The following is a 16,959-nucleotide window of genomic DNA, read 5'->3' as shown; positions in this document are numbered from 1 at the left end:
TACAAAAGACCATACGTATGGTACCTCGGGCTAACTCAATGTGTGCTAGCTGTGATCCATAACACTATTTAAACATCAGCTCTGGATTCACCATAGTTTTCATTTCCAGCACATTACCGTTCGGATCTTCGATAAAGAAGGTTTCCTGTTCGTACTCACTGCCAACGAAGCGACGATATGGCTTATCCAAGTACTCCAGGCCAGCAGCTTCGATACGAGCTTTCAGGGCTTGGAATTCATCATCCGGCAGGTGAATACCGAAATGGGGAACAGCTACCGCTCCCATATCAACCTTATGGCGTACGTTCGGCAGCTTCTCTTCACTCTGATGCAAAGTAAGCTCATTGCCCCAGAAATCGATATCTACCCAGCGCCCTTCTTCGCTGTTTCCAGTTTTACAGCCAAAAACGCCACAGTAAAATTTCTTGGCTACCTCAAGATCCCCTGCGGGGATTGCAAGGTGCAAGCAATTGGATTTCATAAAACCTCCCACTCCCGGCCGCTCTTCTTCATCCCGCTGATTGACATATAATCACAAGCCAACACCCTGGGGGATAGATTTCTCAAGCAACCAATTGGTACATACGGGGTATAGCGACCCCAATTTATTATTTACGCCACCAGGGCCGATCAAGGGCTTCCCAGATGACATCCGGATAACAAAGCAGCTGCCAGAGCCCCGAGAGACACATATTGCACCTATTTATAGGGCGGTTCGTGAGTCTCTCCCACCTAGTGCTCAAAAAAACAACAGAAGGCGTAATCAGGTCACTACTAACCGGCAAGCCTTGAAATATCCTCCTAATTGAGCGCAGTACTTTAACACATGTGTTGCTGGGAAGAACTGCCTCTGATTAATAACGAAGTTACTGACAAGTCACTCCTACATCAAGGCTCACTATTAAAAGAAAGCCTTACATAGAATCTTCACGATGCACCTTAATGGTGCATGCTAGTAGGATGACCCGTGCACAAGGTGTACTCAGCTCCGCTTAATACAGTTCCCTCCAGGTCTTTCCACAACGCTTTGCCTTACAAACTCTTGCACCTTATTAGTGCTCCCTGTACCGCCTGGCGCCCTATTTGCAGGCAGCAAGTATTGGTCCACAACCTTTCCTTATTAAAAGTATCGGTTCAACGTAACCAAAAATCAGGCCAGCCCTTCAATAGGCCTTTTTCCCGGTTGTAGGCTTACCCAACCGCTAAAAGGTATTTAGTTTTTGTTTTTAAAAATTTATTAGTACTTCATTGCTTTAAGGCTACTCACCTAGAGGCTATTGCTGAAAAAAAATACTGGAAAACACTCGGTAAACTCGGGTATATTCCGCGACTATTTTTTAACCAACTGCCGACCCAAATGTCGGCCGCCAGTGCGGTTTCCGCCTGTCGCTGTAACAGAGGTAATACAATGAAACCAACCAAGCCCCTGCTACTACTGGCCTCCGGCCTGTTGTCTGTAGCTGCCCAAGCAGAAATGACTTGGAGCGATAACAGCCTCAGCCTGTTGTATGGCCGCGACTATGAAATGAACTACAGCCTGACCACCGATGATTCCGAGCGCTCTGTAGTGACCTTTGAACACGCCAGTGGCCACAGCTGGGGAGACCTGTTTATCTTTGCCGACTATCTGCATTCAGAAGATGGTTCAAAGGAGCTCTATTCAGAAATTTCTCCTCGTCTGAGCCTGGGGAAGCTCAGCGATCGTGAACTGGCTTGGGGGCCGGTAACCGACGTATTAGTGGCAACCACTGTAGAGCTGGGCAATATGGATGACCCCGATCACCTCACAGCCACAGGCCCGCATTTCACCAACGTTCTGACAGGTCTCGGTTTCGACCTTGCAGTTCCGGGTTTTTCTTTTGTCCAAGTAAACGCCTACCGCCGCGATAACGATGACAAGGCCAGCAACGAGCAGCTGACCCTGGTTTGGGCCATGCCATTTACCCTGGGAGACTCCAGCTTCGTATACGACGGTTTTATCGATTGGACCAGCGCCGCAGAAAATACACACCCAAGTATGAACTTTACCTCCCAGCTCAAGTGGGACGTTGGCGCCAATTGGGGTGAGCCGAAAGCCCTGTATGCCGGTATTGAATACGTGCATTGGAATGACAAATTTGGGTTCAAAGATGGAACCTTTAATACCGACTCCAACGAGCGCAATGTTAACCTGCTAGTAAAGTACCACTTCTGATATGAAACCCTCTGATATCCAAACATCAGCGACCCCAGGGTCTGGTATTCCCCAGGCGGGCAGCGACGCCTCTTTATTGGAAAAGCTGTTCAAGCTGTCTGAGCGTCAGACAAATGTTCGCCGGGAAGTGATTGCCGGTGTAACCACTTTCCTGACTATGGCTTACATCATTTTTGTAAACCCCAACATCCTGGCGGCGGCTGGTATGGATAAGGGCGCCGTGTTTATGGCGACCTGTCTTGCTGCTGCGATCGGCTGTCTAATCATGGGGCTGTACGCCAACTACCCCATCGCACTGGCGCCGGGAATGGGCCTCAACGCCTTCTTCGCCTATGTAGTGGTGGGCGAAATGGGCTATAGCTGGCAGGTTGCCCTGGGTGCAGTGTTTATATCAGGAGTAGTGTTCCTACTGCTTAGTATCTTTAAGTTGCGGGAATGGATAATCGACAGTATTCCCACCTCCCTGAGGCAGTCCCTGGCAGCCGGTATTGGACTGTTCCTGGCGATTATCGCCCTGAAGAGCTCAGGGATCGTGGTTGCCAGCCCCGCCACCCTGGTGACCCTGGGGGACCTTAAGTCTGTTGAAGCTATGCTGGCTGCTCTGGGCTTCTTTATTATTGTGGCTTTGTCCTACCGCCGTATGCTCGGCTCGGTAATGATTGGCATTCTCGCAGTTACCGTTATTGCACTGGCTATTGGTAAAGTAGAGTTCACCGGCCTGGTCTCCGCACCACCGAGCCTGGCGCCCACCTACCTCGAACTGGATATCGCCGGGGCATTTGAAGTGGGTATGATCAGTGTAATCTTCGCCTTTCTGTTCGTAGACCTGTTCGATACTGCCGGCACTCTGCTGAGTGTCTCCGACCGCGCCAAGCTTCTCGATGAAAACGGTAAGTTGCCGGGCATGGGCAAAGCCCTGATGGCAGACAGCTCCGCTTCTGTAGTCGGTTCTGTTCTGGGTTCGTCCACCACTACTTGTTACGTTGAGAGCACCGCGGGTATTACCGCAGGCGGACGCACCGGTCTGACTGCAGTGGTCTGCGCTGGTCTGTTCTTGCTGGCCACCTTCTTTTCCCCGCTGATCGGGATGATTCCCGCTTATGCGACTGCCGGGGCTCTGCTGTATGTCGGCGTCCTGATGACCTCCGGTTTGTCTTCCATCGACTGGGATGACATCACCGAAGCCGCTCCGGCGGTGATTGCGGCAGTAATGATGCCGTTATCATTCTCTATCGCTCACGGTATTGCTCTGGGCTTTATTGCCTACGCAGTCATCAAAACACTGAGCGGGCGCAGTAAAGACGTCAGCATCAGTGTCTACGTGTTAGCGGCTCTCTTTATTGCCAAGTTCGCCTTTTTCTGAGGGGTACACAGATGAAAAAGCATTTTATCAGCGCACAGCAACTGCTGATTGATTCCTACGCGCTTGCCGAACAAATCTATCAGAGCGGCTTCCGCCCTAATTACATCGTTGGTGTATGGCGTGGCGGCGCTCCGGTAGGTATCGCGGTACAAGAATTGCTTCATGTGATGGGTGTGGATGCGGACCATATCGCAATCCGAACTTCCTCCTACCTCGGTATCGGCGAGCGCGACAAGAAAGTCCGAGTGCATGGTCTGAACTACCTGATTAAGCGCCTTGAGTCCCACGACTCCCTGCTGATCGTTGACGATGTGCACGATTCCGGCCTGAGTATTGAACAAACAATTGAAGACCTGCGCGCAGCCTGTAAAAAGAACACGCCAGAGATTCGTATTGCAACGCCTTACTACAAGCCGAAAAACAACAAAGCGAAGCGCGAGCCGGATTACTTTATCCACAAGACTGAAGAGTGGCTGGTATTCCCTCATGAGATCGACGGCCTCACCCGGGAAGAAATCCTGGAGAACAAGCCCGAACTCGCCCCTTACGTTGACCGGATTGCTACCGCAGTCTGATCCTCTTTGTTACCGGGGACTCAGGTCCCCGGTACTTCCCCTTCTTTATCGTTGAGTTGTCAGTATCCTTACGACTCCTCTCTCTCCACCTCTTCCGGTCTAATAACTACGCTAGAACCGAAAAGCTACAATCAAGCCCCATACTTCAAACCTTTCTCAAAAGCCCCCACTTATGCAACTAAAGTTAGTTTTAGGCAATTTATTAAATAGAAAAGTTGGTCCAGAATTAAGAGGGCCTTGAATAAATTCACAATGTATCTTTAGGGCTTCAAGTGGTAACAACGAACTATTTAAAGATTGTCTAAGATAACTGTCCCAATTGTCGGAAAATAAAAATGAACGACAAACTTGCAGGGCTCAGCCAAACACAACTCGATGCACACTGGATGCCCTACACCGGTAACCGGCAGTTCAAACGAGACCCACGAATGATTACAGCCGCTGATGGGTGCTATTTCACCAGTGCTGATGGTCGCCAGATATTCGATGGCCTTTCAGGCCTGTGGACCTGTGGCGCGGGTCATAATCGAAAAGAAATCGCCAAAGCCATTAACCAGCAGTTGGAGACTCTAGACTTCGCCCCCTCCTTTCAGTTTGGCCACCCCGGCTCCTTCAAGTTGGCGGAACGAATCACTCGCTTAATGCCGGAGGGCCTCAATCGGGTATTTTTCACCAATTCCGGCTCTGAAGCAGTGGAGACCTCGCTGAAGATTGCCCGTGCCTATTGGCGCAAAAGAGGACTGGCCAGCAAGACCAAACTGATTGGTCGAAGTAAGGGATATCACGGAGTGAATTTTGGTGGAGTTAGTGTCGGCGGCATCGGAGCCAACCGAGCCATCTATGGTCCGGCGCTCTCCACCGCTCACCTTCCCCATACACTACTGCCGGAAAATCGCTTTAGTCGCGGACAGCCTGAAAATGGGGCACACCTTGCCGAATCACTATTAGAAATTATTGAGCTACACGATGCTAGCAATATTGCCGCTGTCATCGTTGAGCCAATGGCTGGCTCTGCCGGTATTTTACCCCCACCAGAAGGCTACCTACAGCGACTTAGAGATATTTGCGAGCAACACCAAATCCTACTGATTTTCGACGAAGTAATCACCGCATTTGGCAGACTGGGCACTGCTACAGGTGCAGAGCTTTTTGGCATAGTTCCAGATATTATCAATATCGCCAAGCAACTCACCAACGGAGTCATCCCCATGGGAGCCACGGTGGTGCAGCAAACGATCTATGAGACGTTTATGCAGCAAGGAGGAGCCGACTACCAGTTGGAGCTGCCCCATGGATACACTTATTCAGCGCACCCAGTAGCCTGTGCAGCAGCACTTGCGACCTTGGATCTTCTAGAGAGAGATAACCTTTTCAAGCACTCAGCAGAGCTTGCCTATCTTCTGGAAGAATATATACATCAGCTGAGCAACTTGCCTCTGGTTTACGATATCCGCAACTGTGGCCTAGCCGCCGCGCTAACGATTGAGAGAGCCCCAGGGGAGCCCTTATTACACCCATTCCGCATTGCCTTAAAGATGTGGGAGAAAGGCTTTTATGTTCGCTATAGCGGAGACACCATTCAATTGGGCATGCCATTTATTACACGCCGTGAAGAGATTGATGGACTGGTAAACGCCCTCGCTGAGTCTGTTCTTGAAGTTGCTAACGGTCAATAGCGTTTTTATTCTGTTAGCGGCTTCCCCCCTTGCTAAACAGCAATTCACCCCATAAGAACAACCCCTTAACGCTCAAGCCCTGCTAATAAAATAATCCCGAATCTACATGGGATATAATTTTGAAGACTAACCCACTTTAACCGCTTTTTATTTGGGCCATTTCATCTATTTATTGTATAGCACCAATAGTAAGATTCTCGGTGCATAAATTGCGGACCAATATAGAATCATAGCAATAACAACTAACCGATCGGTGAGACCACCATGATCAATCAAACCAAGATTAAAAGATTAAGACTTATTACCACTCTCTTGTGCAGTATCATGTTCGCTGCCTGTGAGCAAAAGCCAGGTAGTACAGAAGCCGCACAAACTTCTACAACAAAACCTGTAACAAGAGCGGAGATCGCGGGGCTATCTGAGAAATATGCAAAGCTGAGAAAACAGCAAATTGCAGAGGTAGATTACCAACTGAGTATTCATCTTGATCGCAACGGAGAAAGTTTTTCCGGCACAGTTGTAACTGAAATTGAATTCAACAAACCCTTACAACAGCCTCTAACTGTCGATTTCTCTGGAGGTACTGTTGAAACTGTACAGGTGGATAACCAAAAGACTCCTTTCAGTTACAATGGACATTTTATTCGTATTGATAATACACAGCTGCCCAATAAGAAGCATACAATTACAATAAATTATCGACATCCTTATTCAAATAATGGGTCGGGTCTATACCGATTTAAAGACGCTATAGATGGTAGAGTCTATTTATACACTGATTTTCAACCCTATGACGCCAATCGCCTTTTCCCACATTTTGACCAACCGAACCTTAAAGCTCGATATACACTAGATGTCACAGCGCCAAAAGAGTGGATAGTAATCAGTGCGGAGCGGGAACATAGAGTAGAGCACGAGGGTGAAATAAAGCATTGGTTTTTTCCACAAACTCCAAAGTTCTCATCCTACATATTCTCATTACACGCTGGGCCCTACCATATTTGGGAGGATAACGCCAAAGGTATCCCTCTACGCCTGATGGCCCGTCAGAGCCTGGCACAATATGTTAAAACCGAAGACTGGTTTACCTTCACTAAGCAGTCCTTTGCATTTTTCCAACCCTATTTTGGAATAGATTACCCCTTTAATAAGTATGATCAGATCCTGGTACCCGACTTCAATGCGGGTGCCATGGAAAATGTGGGAGCAGTCACTTTTAATGATGCCTACGTATCTCGTGGAGAAAAAACCCAGGCCCAGCGTATGCGCTTGGCCAATGTTATTGCGCACGAATTGGCACATCAGTGGTTTGGCAATCTAGTGACCATGAACTGGTGGGACGATCTTTGGCTAAATGAAAGTTTTGCCACTTATATGGCCAACCTATCTTTAGCAGAGAACAGTGAATTTTCCAATGCCTGGGAAAATTTTTATCTTGGTACTAAACAGTGGGCTTATTACTCCGATCAAAGGCCCACTACTCATGCCATCCAGCTACCAGTAAAAAATACCGAAGAAGCTTTTAGCAATTTTGATGGTATTACCTACGGTAAAGGGGGCTCTATACTCAAACAATTACCCTATTTCCTCGGTAAAGAAAAATTTCGTCAAGGCGTTAGCAGTTACCTGAAAGAGTTTTCTTACAAAAATTCTACACTTGATGATTTTATTAATCATCTGGGCAAGGCCACCAGCATCAATCTGGAGGAATGGCAACAACAATGGCTTTATCAAGCCGGTCTTAACACTATTGAAGCAAGTTTCGAATGTGAAAATGATCGGATTACCGACCTTAGTCTGACACAGACAGCTCCAGATGATTACCCGACGCTACGCGAACAACGCACTCAGCTCGGTTTCTATCGTATGGATGAGGGGATTATGAAACGCTATGCCACCCTGTCGGTAAGGTACAGCGACGCATTAACCAAAGTAGAGAGTGCTAAAGGGTTATCCTGCCCTCAAATTCTCTATCCTAACGAGGAAGATTGGGCTTTTGCCAAGGTAACTCTTGACTCAATCACACTGAAAAATATGGCTCAATACCTCCATGCCATTGAAAATCCTTTCACCCGTCTTATGCTGTGGCAAAGCCTATTCGACAGCGCCTATGATGCAAAGCTCCCCCTTGATGAATACATCAGTTTTGTTATTAATAATGGTGTCGTCGAACAAGATATCAGTGCTATTCGACTCAATGCGCGCTATTTAAATTATGTCCATAGTTATCTAAACCAAGTTCCTATTGATCAACAGCGCCGTAGTAAAATTCTAAAAACTATGGAGGATTTTGTGTGGGAGCGGCTACAGCAGGCACCTGCAGGCAGCGATCAACAAAAGACTTGGTTTGAGCTATTTACCGAAATAGCTCATTCGAACAGTGCGCTCAACAATGCCAAACTATTACTGATGGGTGAACTCTCAGTTAAAGGACTGATCTTAGATCCGGATATGCGCTGGGATTTAATTCACCTGCAAAATCGCTATTTATATTCTGATTATGAACAAGCTATTGCCCGTGAACTAAGCAAAGATAGCTCAGACAGATCAAAACTGAATGCCATTGCTGCCGAAGTAGTAAGACCTTTACCAGAAATCAAACAAAAATGGTTAGAAAACTTAATTCAGCACAGGGATAACTTCAAGTTGAGTGAACTGCGCAAGGCCTCTTATTCTCTATTTAAAGATGAACAAATCTCCCTATTTAATAATAACAGCGAAAAAATCCTTTACGCACTGGAGCAAATTAATAATGAGGATTCCTCAGAGCTAATCAGTAGCTATACCAATATTTTTCCCCTAATGTGCTCAGATAAGGGCGCTCAAAAAATAAGCACCACTCTTGAAGAAAACCCTCAATTTAAGCCCACACTGGTTAAAGCATTAAAAAATCATCTCTACACCAGTGAACGATGCATCAAAATGGGGCAAGCTTTACTCATCAAGAATAAAGGATAACATTGGATTCTATTTTTATAGATGCCCTGTAGAGCGCACAAAAAAATAAAAGAATCAATACTATAAGAATATTTAAGGGCCTCTGGGCCCTTATTTATTGAACTCGCCTTCCAATGGATAAATGCCTATAAAACAATGAAAACAATTACTACCCAACATAATTTAGCCCTGCATAAATTAAACATCAATGGTATCTATACTTAAAATAACAAAGGCATCTCTATGTATATAGCGGTTCAAAAAGACGATCTATCAGATGGTACCGTCGTAGAGTTATTGGCGCAGCACCTAAAAGAAATGCAACAGCACTCCCCCCCTGAAAGTGTGCACGCCCTCAAACCAGAAGAGTTAGTTGATCCCAAAATCACCTTCTGGAGCGCAAAGATCAATGGCGTTCTAGCAGGCTGTGGCGCCCTCAAGGAAGTCTCCTCTACTCTGGGAGAAATCAAGTCAATGAAAACCAGCCAATCTTTCCTACGCAAAGGTGTCGCTAAAGCTGTATTACAGGAGATAATAAATGAAGCCAGAAGACGAGGTTACAGTGAGGTAAAGCTTGAAACTGGTAACAGGTTAAATTTTGCTCCAGCAATAGCACTTTACTATCAAAATGGCTTTAAATCCTGCGGGCCATTTTCCAACTATAGAGAGGATCCACACAGTCTATTTTTTACAAAAAAACTTAGGCTGTAAGCAAGCTTTACCATTTAATTTAAGGGAAGATACAAACATATGCCTTACTTTAGAAGAGATTTTTTAAAAATTATCGGAGCGGCACCATTTATACTAGGTGGAATGGAGGGGAAAGCTGGAACAGGGCAATCTTCCCATAAACTACGATTCATTAAACTACCAGACTTAAAAACAGCCGTTCAGGAAATATACCCCTCTGTATTCTTTGAAGAAATCTATATTTCAGGTGGTTTTATTCCATCATCTAATTCCATGTTTTATGGTCTAGCACCTACAGATCGCACCTATATATTCTCACCCCAAACCAAAACTTGGCGAGATGGTCCACCACTTCCAGAAGCTATACACCATCTAGGTATGGCTGCAAACTCCAAATATCTTTATGGCATTGGAGGTTTCAATGGAGTAAAAAACAATGCTTGGCAGGCCAAGGCTACTGTTTATAAGCTGTCCAACAGTGAAGATATCTGGACCTCTGGGCCCCGCTTGCCCGCTCCCATGGCCGAAAGCATCTATGCCAACACATCAAAAGGCATCCATGTTATCGGTGGAAAAACACCTAACGACCAACTTAAAAATAGCGATACGAAAAATCATTATATATTGATAGACAATGCCAACTGGGAAACTGCAGCTCCGGCGACTATCAGCCGAAATTCCGCAGCAGGTGCGGCATTAAACAATAGAATCTATGCTATTGGTGGGCGCCAAGCTAGCAATGGAAATAATAAGGCTAGGAATCTCTCCTACGCGGAAGTCTATGATCCCAGCTTGGACAAGTGGAATAAAATACGACCGCTACCCCAATCACTTGCCGGGCTAACTGCCACACCATTAAAGGGAAAGATAATAGTTACCGGTGGAGAAGCCTTTGGCCCCAACGGTTACTGGAAAACAGGCTCTGCATTTAACTCGATCTGGTCATACAACCCAATTAGTGATCAGTGGAGAAAAGAAATCTCTCTCCCTATGGCTCGCCATGGACACGGTGCTGTTACAATTAACGATGCCATTTATATTATTGGCGGAGCCGCTAAAGTTGGTCCACAAGAGACCTTAGCGTCGACTATAAAAATGAACTGGAAACCATAACCCCTAGATTTGTAATTTTCCGTATAAGCTTGGATTAATTATGCTTAAAAAAAGAGAATATCCCTTTCTACCGTCACAAAAAGGCCCTTATGTACATTCTGTTATCCATGAAAATACGCTCTACATTTCGGGCTTGACCGCACAGGGAACCACTTCTCAGAAAAAAGAATTTTTAGATCAAGCCCAAGAGGTACTCTCTCAGATAGATAATATCCTGGAATACGAGGGGCGGAACAAGTCTGATCTCATTAAGTTAACAATCTTCATAAAGGACATCGAACAGACCAGTAACCTGCGCAAAGCGTTATTTCAGTTTTATGACGGAAACTTGCCAGCCTGTTCACTAGTAGAAGTTTCTAATCTGATTCACCCTGACCTAAAACTAGAGATTGAGGCAATAGCGGCTATGGTATAAGGCCATCAAGGCTAGAATCACCATTCGCCTCCCCGAGGAGGCCCATTACGCTCTACACCGAGATAGCCTATATATCTATCCCGTATCTCCCGCACATACTTAACCGGCTCCCGACCCCGTACATAGCCAAAGCGACTCTGACGATAGTATTCAGGCTTGGATAACAACAGCATGGCCTGTTCTACATGGCCAAACCATTGATTGGGATCTAATTCCATGCGCTGGGCAAGGGCTATAGCATCACGTACATGGCCATGGCCGGCATTATAAGCAGCCAAAGTAAAGTATATTTTTTGCTCCTGCGAAAGCATCTGTGGGAAGCGTTGATCCAGCCAATCTAGATAGGAGACTCCCGCACGGATGCCATTCTCAGGCTCATAAAGATTATCAACCCCTAATTGGCGAGCAGTACGCGGGAGCACCTGCATCAGACCTTGAGCCCCGGCAAAGGAACGGGCGCGGGGATTGAACTGGCTTTCTTGGTACATCTGAGCAACCACCATGCGCCAGTCACGATCCGTTTTATCCGTATATTTATGGACTATAGGATCGTAGGGTGAAAGTGAACCACTACTACTGCGCAGGCGATTTTCCTGATGGCGAAGAATACGCTTTTTCTCTTTAAAGTACTTATTGTAAGTAACATTAAAAAACAAATCGCGATCGTGTTTATTTAAAAAGTTATTTAATTTTCCCAGCAGTTGGCTTTGATCTGCACGCACAGCCCAGGCTATTTCTCTGACACTGGGCAATTCAGCCACCACCCTAAAATCATCGCGATAAGTGCTCTCGATCGCAACCAGATGAGAATCTGCAATCGTATAGGGAAATAACCCCTGAGCAACGGCATCGATTAAATATTCGGTTGTTGCACCTAGCTGCTCAGATATCTGAAGTGGGGCGATTCCCTGCTCCTGCTGCAATACCACCATCTCTGAGAGACTCTCACGGTAGCTGGTTTGCGGGTTTACAGCCACCATCTTTCCCGACAGCATTTGCTCTAAAGGCACATCTCCTTGCAGGGAGATATCTTTGCTTGGAGCAATCAGCTGTTCAGTCACCTCAAGGTAGGGGCGCGTAAAAACGAGCCCCTGCTTACGGCGCATCTCGGTAATCGTCAGTGACGAGGCGATCATATCGCCCATACCTGCCTGCAGGGCATCTGCTAAATCCATATCCGCATCGGGCACAACCATACTGAGGCGAAGCTTATGGTCACGAGCAAATTTTTTCAGCAGGTCATAGTCGAACCCCATCAATTCCCCACGCCAAATAAAGTAAGAAGCTGGATGATTACGGGTCAGTACTCGCAGAGTGCCATCCGCTAAAATACCCTCCCAATCCCGCATCATTTTATTGGAGTTTTGCCCGGCCAATACCAGTTCTGCAGTCAGGAATTCATTGAGCTCACGTCGTAGCTCTATGGCATTGAGACGCACTGCCCAGGCAATATCTCTGCTGGATTCCAGCTGATCACTGGCAGCGAGCTGCGGATAATCGGGCAAAAGCGCATCGGCCAAATTACTGTCCATCACGGTTGCCTGATACTTACCTGCGACAACAGCATCTAACAATGCGCTGTTTGCCACCGCACCATCCAGGAGCGTGACCTTATAGGCCTGATCTGTATCTTCACTCAAGGTTTCGGCATAGGCACTGCCACGGCGTACGGCTACCTCCTGTAGCGGGCTATTCAAATCGCGAAGTGTAATTACTAGTTCATTCACCGTTTGTAGCGGCCGTGTGAACGCCACCTGCGAGCGTCTTTTGGCCGTGCGGGAAAAATTAGTGGCGATCACATCACCTCGGCCTTCTGCCAAAGCGGGGACCAAACCGGAAAAGTTATCTACATAAACCCACTGGGGCCTTAGGTTGCGGCTGTAGGCAAATTTCTCTGCAAGCTCCCGCCACTCTCCCTGCGGCAAGCCAGAACGCGGCAGGGCATCCTCTTCAGGGCCTCGGGTGGCAAGTAAGCGCAAGATGCCTCGTTCCTGTAAGGCGGGTAGGTCTCCGAGTTCCGGGTAGTTCGCAAAAACAATTTCAGGTTCTTTAGTGGGTTCAGCGACGACCTGTTGGGGTTCAACCTGCTGTGATTCTACTTGTTGAGAAGAGCGCTTTTCACAGCTTACTGAACACATAAGAGCGACGATCAGAAAAGTTATCGCGACTATTTTTTTATGCACAGTTCAACCTTATTTCAGCGAAATTGTTATTGTTATCTATCCACTTTTGGACTAATTAGCGAATTAGTGCGGCGTAGAGTATTACTCTCGCCGCAAGGCGTCGGCGTCTATAGGTATTTAAAAACAAATTCTGACTTCTGTTCGATGTCTTTCAATAGTTAAAAAGCACCGGGTAAGGCGTCATCGTTATAATGTTAGTAGTTAAGTAGTACTCCCCCTTTATCAGGAAGAAACCCAACATCAGTAACAATAAGCCAAATCGTACCAGTTTTCCGCAGCCTCAATAAAAAAAACCCGGCAAACCAAATTGCCGGGCAAATATACGTTGGCGACTATGGGTTGTCTCTTACATCAAGTGACAGCCCCTCTATTATTCTGTGAGCATCTTATTGTTATTAGCTGGATTTAGGCTTGCCCTGTAGCTCCGCCAATCTCATTTTTATTTGTCGGTTCTCCTCCTCATCCGGGAGTTCGAACATCAGCGGCTTTGCCACCCGGGCAAAGTATTCCGCATTTTTCTGTTGATAGAGTTCTTCTGCCAGCCACTGAGCAATATGGAGCTCCCGCGGTGCGCGCTTATAAGCTTCTTCAAGCTTGGATAGATATTCCTCACGGGGATAACTCAACATTTCCATAGCCATGGCCAGACCAAACCAGTGAGAAGCATTCTGAGGCTCTTTATTCACCAGGTAGTCGAACTCTTCACGGGCCTTTTTCAGGCTGCGTAAATCGCGGGCATCGTTGGGCACCGTGGCCTGTTGATTCACCGTCAGCCAGGCGTGGGCACTCAGGTACCAGGGTTGCCGGCGATCCTTTTTTGGCACACTGGCAAGCAAATGACTGGCCTGCGGAAAATTCCCTATACGCAGATCCGCACTCGCCTTAATGGCAGCCAGCTCAGTGCTGTAGATGCCTGTGTGGTAGGAATAGGTAATCAGATCGTCGAGGGCTTGTAGGTTGTAACCAGACTGGGCAATAAAGTTCGCCAGTACATTTACTGCTTCCCGCTTTTGCAGGCGCTTCACTCGAGGTGTCACCTCTTTAAAATCAGCAGGGATATCACCACTGACCACCTCATATTCCCCTGAGTCAAATGCGGCTACATACACTTTTTCAAGCTCTTTTACCGACATTCCCAGGGCTTTCTCCAGTGATTTCACCGGATCTGCACCATCGTTGTAGTCTTTGACAAACTGCTTAAATTCTTCCGCCTTATCGCCCTCCATCATTAACCAGTGGGACAGCAACCAACCGCTGGCATAGATATCGGCTTTCTCCTCGGGGTCGGTATCGTACACCGTTGCACGCAGCAGCCGGTCGAGCGGCATCAAGCCGGCATACATCAGAGTCTGAGCGCGCTCCTGGGGAATTTCGCCCAGTTCATAACGCCCCTTTTTAGGGAAGGACATAGTCGCCATAAATTCGGCAAAGCCCTCGCTATACCAGTAGGGGAAATGCGTGGTATTGCCGTTATAGCTAAGGAAATGGGTATATTCGTGAAAGAGAAATTCACGGGCCTTAAGCTGTTTTTTTACACTGCGGCCATCCAGGTTCACCAGGGCATAACTGCCCTCGGCGGAGGTATCAAACAGGCCGTTGGTCATCTCCGCCAACTCAGCCCCAACCAGACCCGCATAGGTTTTGCGGTCCCCGGCTGCATAAATTGTGAGCTTAGGGACGCTAGGGTCTACCTCCAACAGCTCTATGGCCACGGCGCGATAGCGCTCCAGATCGGCCACCAGGGTTTTTACCGCTTTGGGGTCGCCATCGGTAATAACCCGAAAGTTTTTACTGTCTACCTGATACCAGATCTCCTCGCCGAGGTAGCGGGATGCAGCATTGGCAGACAGTGAGAAAACGAAAAAAAGTACTAAGAAAACAGCTGAGCGAGAAACCATAGTTCAGGCCACCGAGTCATTGTTGCCGAAGCCCTCCGTGGCCAAATCGTAGAAGCACACATTACCGGTTTTTATTGATCAAAAAAAGATCAATATGAATAAGAAATGAACTTTTTAGGCGATTTTTATGTGACCACCTGGACAAAGTGAATTTAAAAAAGTCGATATAAAAACCTAATGGGGGCAGCGACAAACTACGAGACAAGCGTCTCATTTTTTAATCAAACAGCATACAAATACGCGGCCGGGTTCTATATATTGCGCTTCTGACCAATGTATTAATCATGGTCAAAAAATAAAAATAATTTACTTTGACGAGAGAAAAAAATGAAAACTACACCACTACTGGCGCTGCTTGGCGGCGCTATGATGTCAGCGCATGCCTGGTCGGCCCCTGAATATATTTCCGACCTGGATATTACCTCTTTCGACGGAACGGTACTCGATGCCAACCTGTTTGTGCCGGAAACCCCGGCACCAGCGGAGGGCTACCCTACCGTGATCTTCACCAACAGCTGGGGCTTGGAAAAACGCCAATACCACTTCCAGGCCAAGGAGCTGGCTGAAAATGGATACCTGGTTTTAAGCTACTCCACCCGTGGCTTTGGCCACTCCGGTGGACTGGTGGACGTGGCCGGAGAGAACAGCATTGCCGATGTGGGTGTGCTGATTGATTGGCTCGAATCCAATTACTCCGTGGGCAAACTGGGAATGGCTGGTATTTCTTATGGTGGCGGTATTTCCCTACTAAGCGCCGCGCAAGACTCCCGTATTGATGCGGTTGCTGCGCTGTCCGGCTGGGCCGATGTAGTTGAAGCGCTTTACCCCAATGAAACCGTTAACTTGGTCTGGGGTAGCTTACTTGTCACTACCGCCTTCGATAAAGAAGCTGAACTTGAGCAAGTCTGGGATGACCTGCGCAGCGGCCAGAACATGGAGCAAGTTATAGAGTTCGGCGCCAAACGCTCGGCAATAAGCTATGTCGATCAACTAAATGAAAATGGTACAGCAGTACTAGTATCAAATAACTTTGCCGATTATCTTTTCAAGCCAAACAGCATGACAGACTTCTTCTCCCTACTTGAGGGGCCCAAGAAACTGATGCTAAACCCTGGTACCCACGCCATTACCGAGACACTCTCTGGCAACGATGGACACATTTGGTCTACCAGCTTCCGCTGGTTCGATCACCACCTGAAGGGCAAAGACAACGGAATCAACCGCGAACCTAAAGTGGACATGACCGTGCGTATCAGCAACAAGCTGGAGCACTATGAGGACTACCCAGTAACCCAAGAGAGCACCACCTGGTATCTACAACCGCGCTTTACCATGTTCAATAGCGGCAGTATGGAGAGCGGTAAATATGATGGCTGGAGCTGGAGTAATGAATTCCACGGGGGCTGGGATACCTTTGCTGGTACCGGTATCCCATTGGTTTCCGATGCCTTAGAAGGTTTCGGCATTCCGGTGTACGCACCTATGATGGCAATCAACGGTTACTATGCCATCGAATACAAGTCACCAAGGCAGTCTGAGACCCTGAAAGTCCGCGGCGCACCAAAGTTAGAGATGTGGATCGAGCCCAGTAAGAGCGAGGTCCAAATGAATGTACACCTCTACGATGTCAATTTCTTTGGCCTTGGCCGCCTGATCACCCACGCACCAATTACTGTGCGCACTGATCAGCCAGGTAAGAAGCAAAAAGTGGAGGTTGAACTGTTCACCACCAGCTACGATGTGCCTGCCGGTCACCGAGTAGTTATGGCTATTGATACTCAAGGCCCTATTTACAAGAAGCCACAAGACACCAACTACACCATCACTGTGCCCTATAGCAGCAGCAAGGTTTCCAGTTTAACTGTCCCACACCTGTAAACTTTTACAGCCATCACCATGCCCGGTGCTTGATCGC

At 47.3% G+C, this 16,959-nt stretch carries 12 protein-coding genes; 9 read left to right on the top strand and 3 right to left on the bottom strand.

Features of this window, described 5'->3' with window-relative positions; all coding sequences use genetic code 11:
- Window positions 1-64: 64 nt before the first annotated feature.
- Window positions 65-481 carry a VOC family protein gene (locus ACJJIC_RS04795; RefSeq protein ID WP_226642070.1) on the bottom strand — a complete coding sequence of 139 codons (417 nt, stop codon included), beginning with the start codon at window positions 479-481 and terminating at the stop codon, window positions 65-67.
- Between the two features lie 927 nt (window positions 482-1,408).
- Between ACJJIC_RS04795 and ACJJIC_RS04790 the strand changes: the two genes are divergently transcribed.
- The 8 genes from ACJJIC_RS04790 (at window position 1,409) to ACJJIC_RS04755 (ending at window position 10,963) form a co-directional block, all read left to right on the top strand.
- Window positions 1,409-2,194 (top strand): outer membrane protein OmpK, encoded by a 786-nt coding sequence (locus tag ACJJIC_RS04790; RefSeq protein ID WP_444887412.1) that lies wholly within the window; start codon window positions 1,409-1,411, stop codon window positions 2,192-2,194.
- Between the two features lies 1 nt (window position 2,195).
- Window positions 2,196-3,557: an NCS2 family permease gene (locus ACJJIC_RS04785; RefSeq protein WP_444910690.1), complete on the top strand. Its 1,362-nt coding sequence runs from the start codon at window positions 2,196-2,198 to the stop codon at window positions 3,555-3,557.
- Between the two features lie 11 nt (window positions 3,558-3,568).
- A complete protein-coding gene (locus ACJJIC_RS04780) occupies window positions 3,569-4,132 on the top strand; it encodes a phosphoribosyltransferase (protein ID WP_252083610.1) in 564 nt (187 codons plus the stop codon).
- 335 nt (window positions 4,133-4,467) lie between these two features.
- Complete coding sequence (gene aptA, locus ACJJIC_RS04775) at window positions 4,468-5,808, top strand: omega-aminotransferase AptA (protein WP_444887413.1); 1,341 nt, start codon at window positions 4,468-4,470, stop codon at window positions 5,806-5,808.
- 264 nt (window positions 5,809-6,072) lie between these two features.
- A complete protein-coding gene (gene pepN / locus ACJJIC_RS04770; protein WP_445356537.1) occupies window positions 6,073-8,766 on the top strand; it encodes an aminopeptidase N in 2,694 nt (897 codons plus the stop codon).
- 222 nt (window positions 8,767-8,988) lie between these two features.
- On the top strand, window positions 8,989-9,456 hold the full coding sequence (locus ACJJIC_RS04765) for a GNAT family N-acetyltransferase (protein WP_252083613.1): 468 nt from the start codon (window positions 8,989-8,991) through the stop codon (window positions 9,454-9,456).
- Between the two features lie 39 nt (window positions 9,457-9,495).
- The gene (locus ACJJIC_RS04760; protein ID WP_444887415.1) at window positions 9,496-10,548 is read left to right on the top strand and encodes a Kelch repeat-containing protein; all 1,053 of its coding nucleotides are present in this window, start codon (window positions 9,496-9,498) and stop codon (window positions 10,546-10,548) included.
- A 40-nt stretch (window positions 10,549-10,588) separates the two neighbouring features.
- The gene (locus tag ACJJIC_RS04755; RefSeq protein WP_444887416.1) at window positions 10,589-10,963 is read left to right on the top strand and encodes a RidA family protein; all 375 of its coding nucleotides are present in this window, start codon (window positions 10,589-10,591) and stop codon (window positions 10,961-10,963) included.
- Between the two features lie 17 nt (window positions 10,964-10,980).
- Here the strand turns inward: ACJJIC_RS04755 and ACJJIC_RS04750 are convergent, their stop codons facing one another.
- A complete protein-coding gene (locus ACJJIC_RS04750) occupies window positions 10,981-13,146 on the bottom strand; it encodes an MltF family protein (RefSeq protein WP_444887417.1) in 2,166 nt (721 codons plus the stop codon).
- 395 nt (window positions 13,147-13,541) lie between these two features.
- Window positions 13,542-15,044 (bottom strand): hypothetical protein, encoded by a 1,503-nt coding sequence (locus ACJJIC_RS04745; protein WP_445356536.1) that lies wholly within the window; start codon window positions 15,042-15,044, stop codon window positions 13,542-13,544.
- A gap of 327 nt (window positions 15,045-15,371) precedes the next feature.
- Between ACJJIC_RS04745 and ACJJIC_RS04740 the strand changes: the two genes are divergently transcribed.
- Window positions 15,372-16,922 carry a CocE/NonD family hydrolase gene (locus tag ACJJIC_RS04740; protein WP_445356535.1) on the top strand — a complete coding sequence of 517 codons (1,551 nt, stop codon included), beginning with the start codon at window positions 15,372-15,374 and terminating at the stop codon, window positions 16,920-16,922.
- Window positions 16,923-16,959 lie beyond the last annotated feature (37 nt).

It is taken from the genome of Microbulbifer mixtoriginis (SeqCode) (assembly GCF_052468275.1).
Note: the sequence above shows the minus strand (reverse complement) of the source record. Positions and strands in the feature narration are given on the sequence as shown.

Bases quoted from the DNA above. Each gene is read 5' to 3' on its own strand.
- ACJJIC_RS04785 (WP_444910690.1), top strand. From the start codon at position 2,196: ATGAAACCCTCTGATATCCAAACATCAGCGACCCCAGGGTCTGGTATT.
- ACJJIC_RS04780 (WP_252083610.1), top strand. From the start codon at position 3,569: ATGAAAAAGCATTTTATCAGCGCACAGCAACTGCTGATTGATTCCTAC.
- ACJJIC_RS04790 (WP_444887412.1), top strand. From the start codon at position 1,409: ATGAAACCAACCAAGCCCCTGCTACTACTGGCCTCCGGCCTGTTGTCT.
- ACJJIC_RS04745 (WP_445356536.1), bottom strand. From the start codon at position 15,044: ATGGTTTCTCGCTCAGCTGTTTTCTTAGTACTTTTTTTCGTTTTCTCA.
- pepN (WP_445356537.1), top strand. From the start codon at position 6,073: ATGATCAATCAAACCAAGATTAAAAGATTAAGACTTATTACCACTCTC.
- ACJJIC_RS04755 (WP_444887416.1), top strand. From the start codon at position 10,589: ATGCTTAAAAAAAGAGAATATCCCTTTCTACCGTCACAAAAAGGCCCT.
- ACJJIC_RS04765 (WP_252083613.1), top strand. From the start codon at position 8,989: ATGTATATAGCGGTTCAAAAAGACGATCTATCAGATGGTACCGTCGTA.
- ACJJIC_RS04760 (WP_444887415.1), top strand. From the start codon at position 9,496: ATGCCTTACTTTAGAAGAGATTTTTTAAAAATTATCGGAGCGGCACCA.
- ACJJIC_RS04740 (WP_445356535.1), top strand. From the start codon at position 15,372: ATGAAAACTACACCACTACTGGCGCTGCTTGGCGGCGCTATGATGTCA.
- aptA (WP_444887413.1), top strand. From the start codon at position 4,468: ATGAACGACAAACTTGCAGGGCTCAGCCAAACACAACTCGATGCACAC.
- ACJJIC_RS04795 (WP_226642070.1), bottom strand. From the start codon at position 481: ATGAAATCCAATTGCTTGCACCTTGCAATCCCCGCAGGGGATCTTGAG.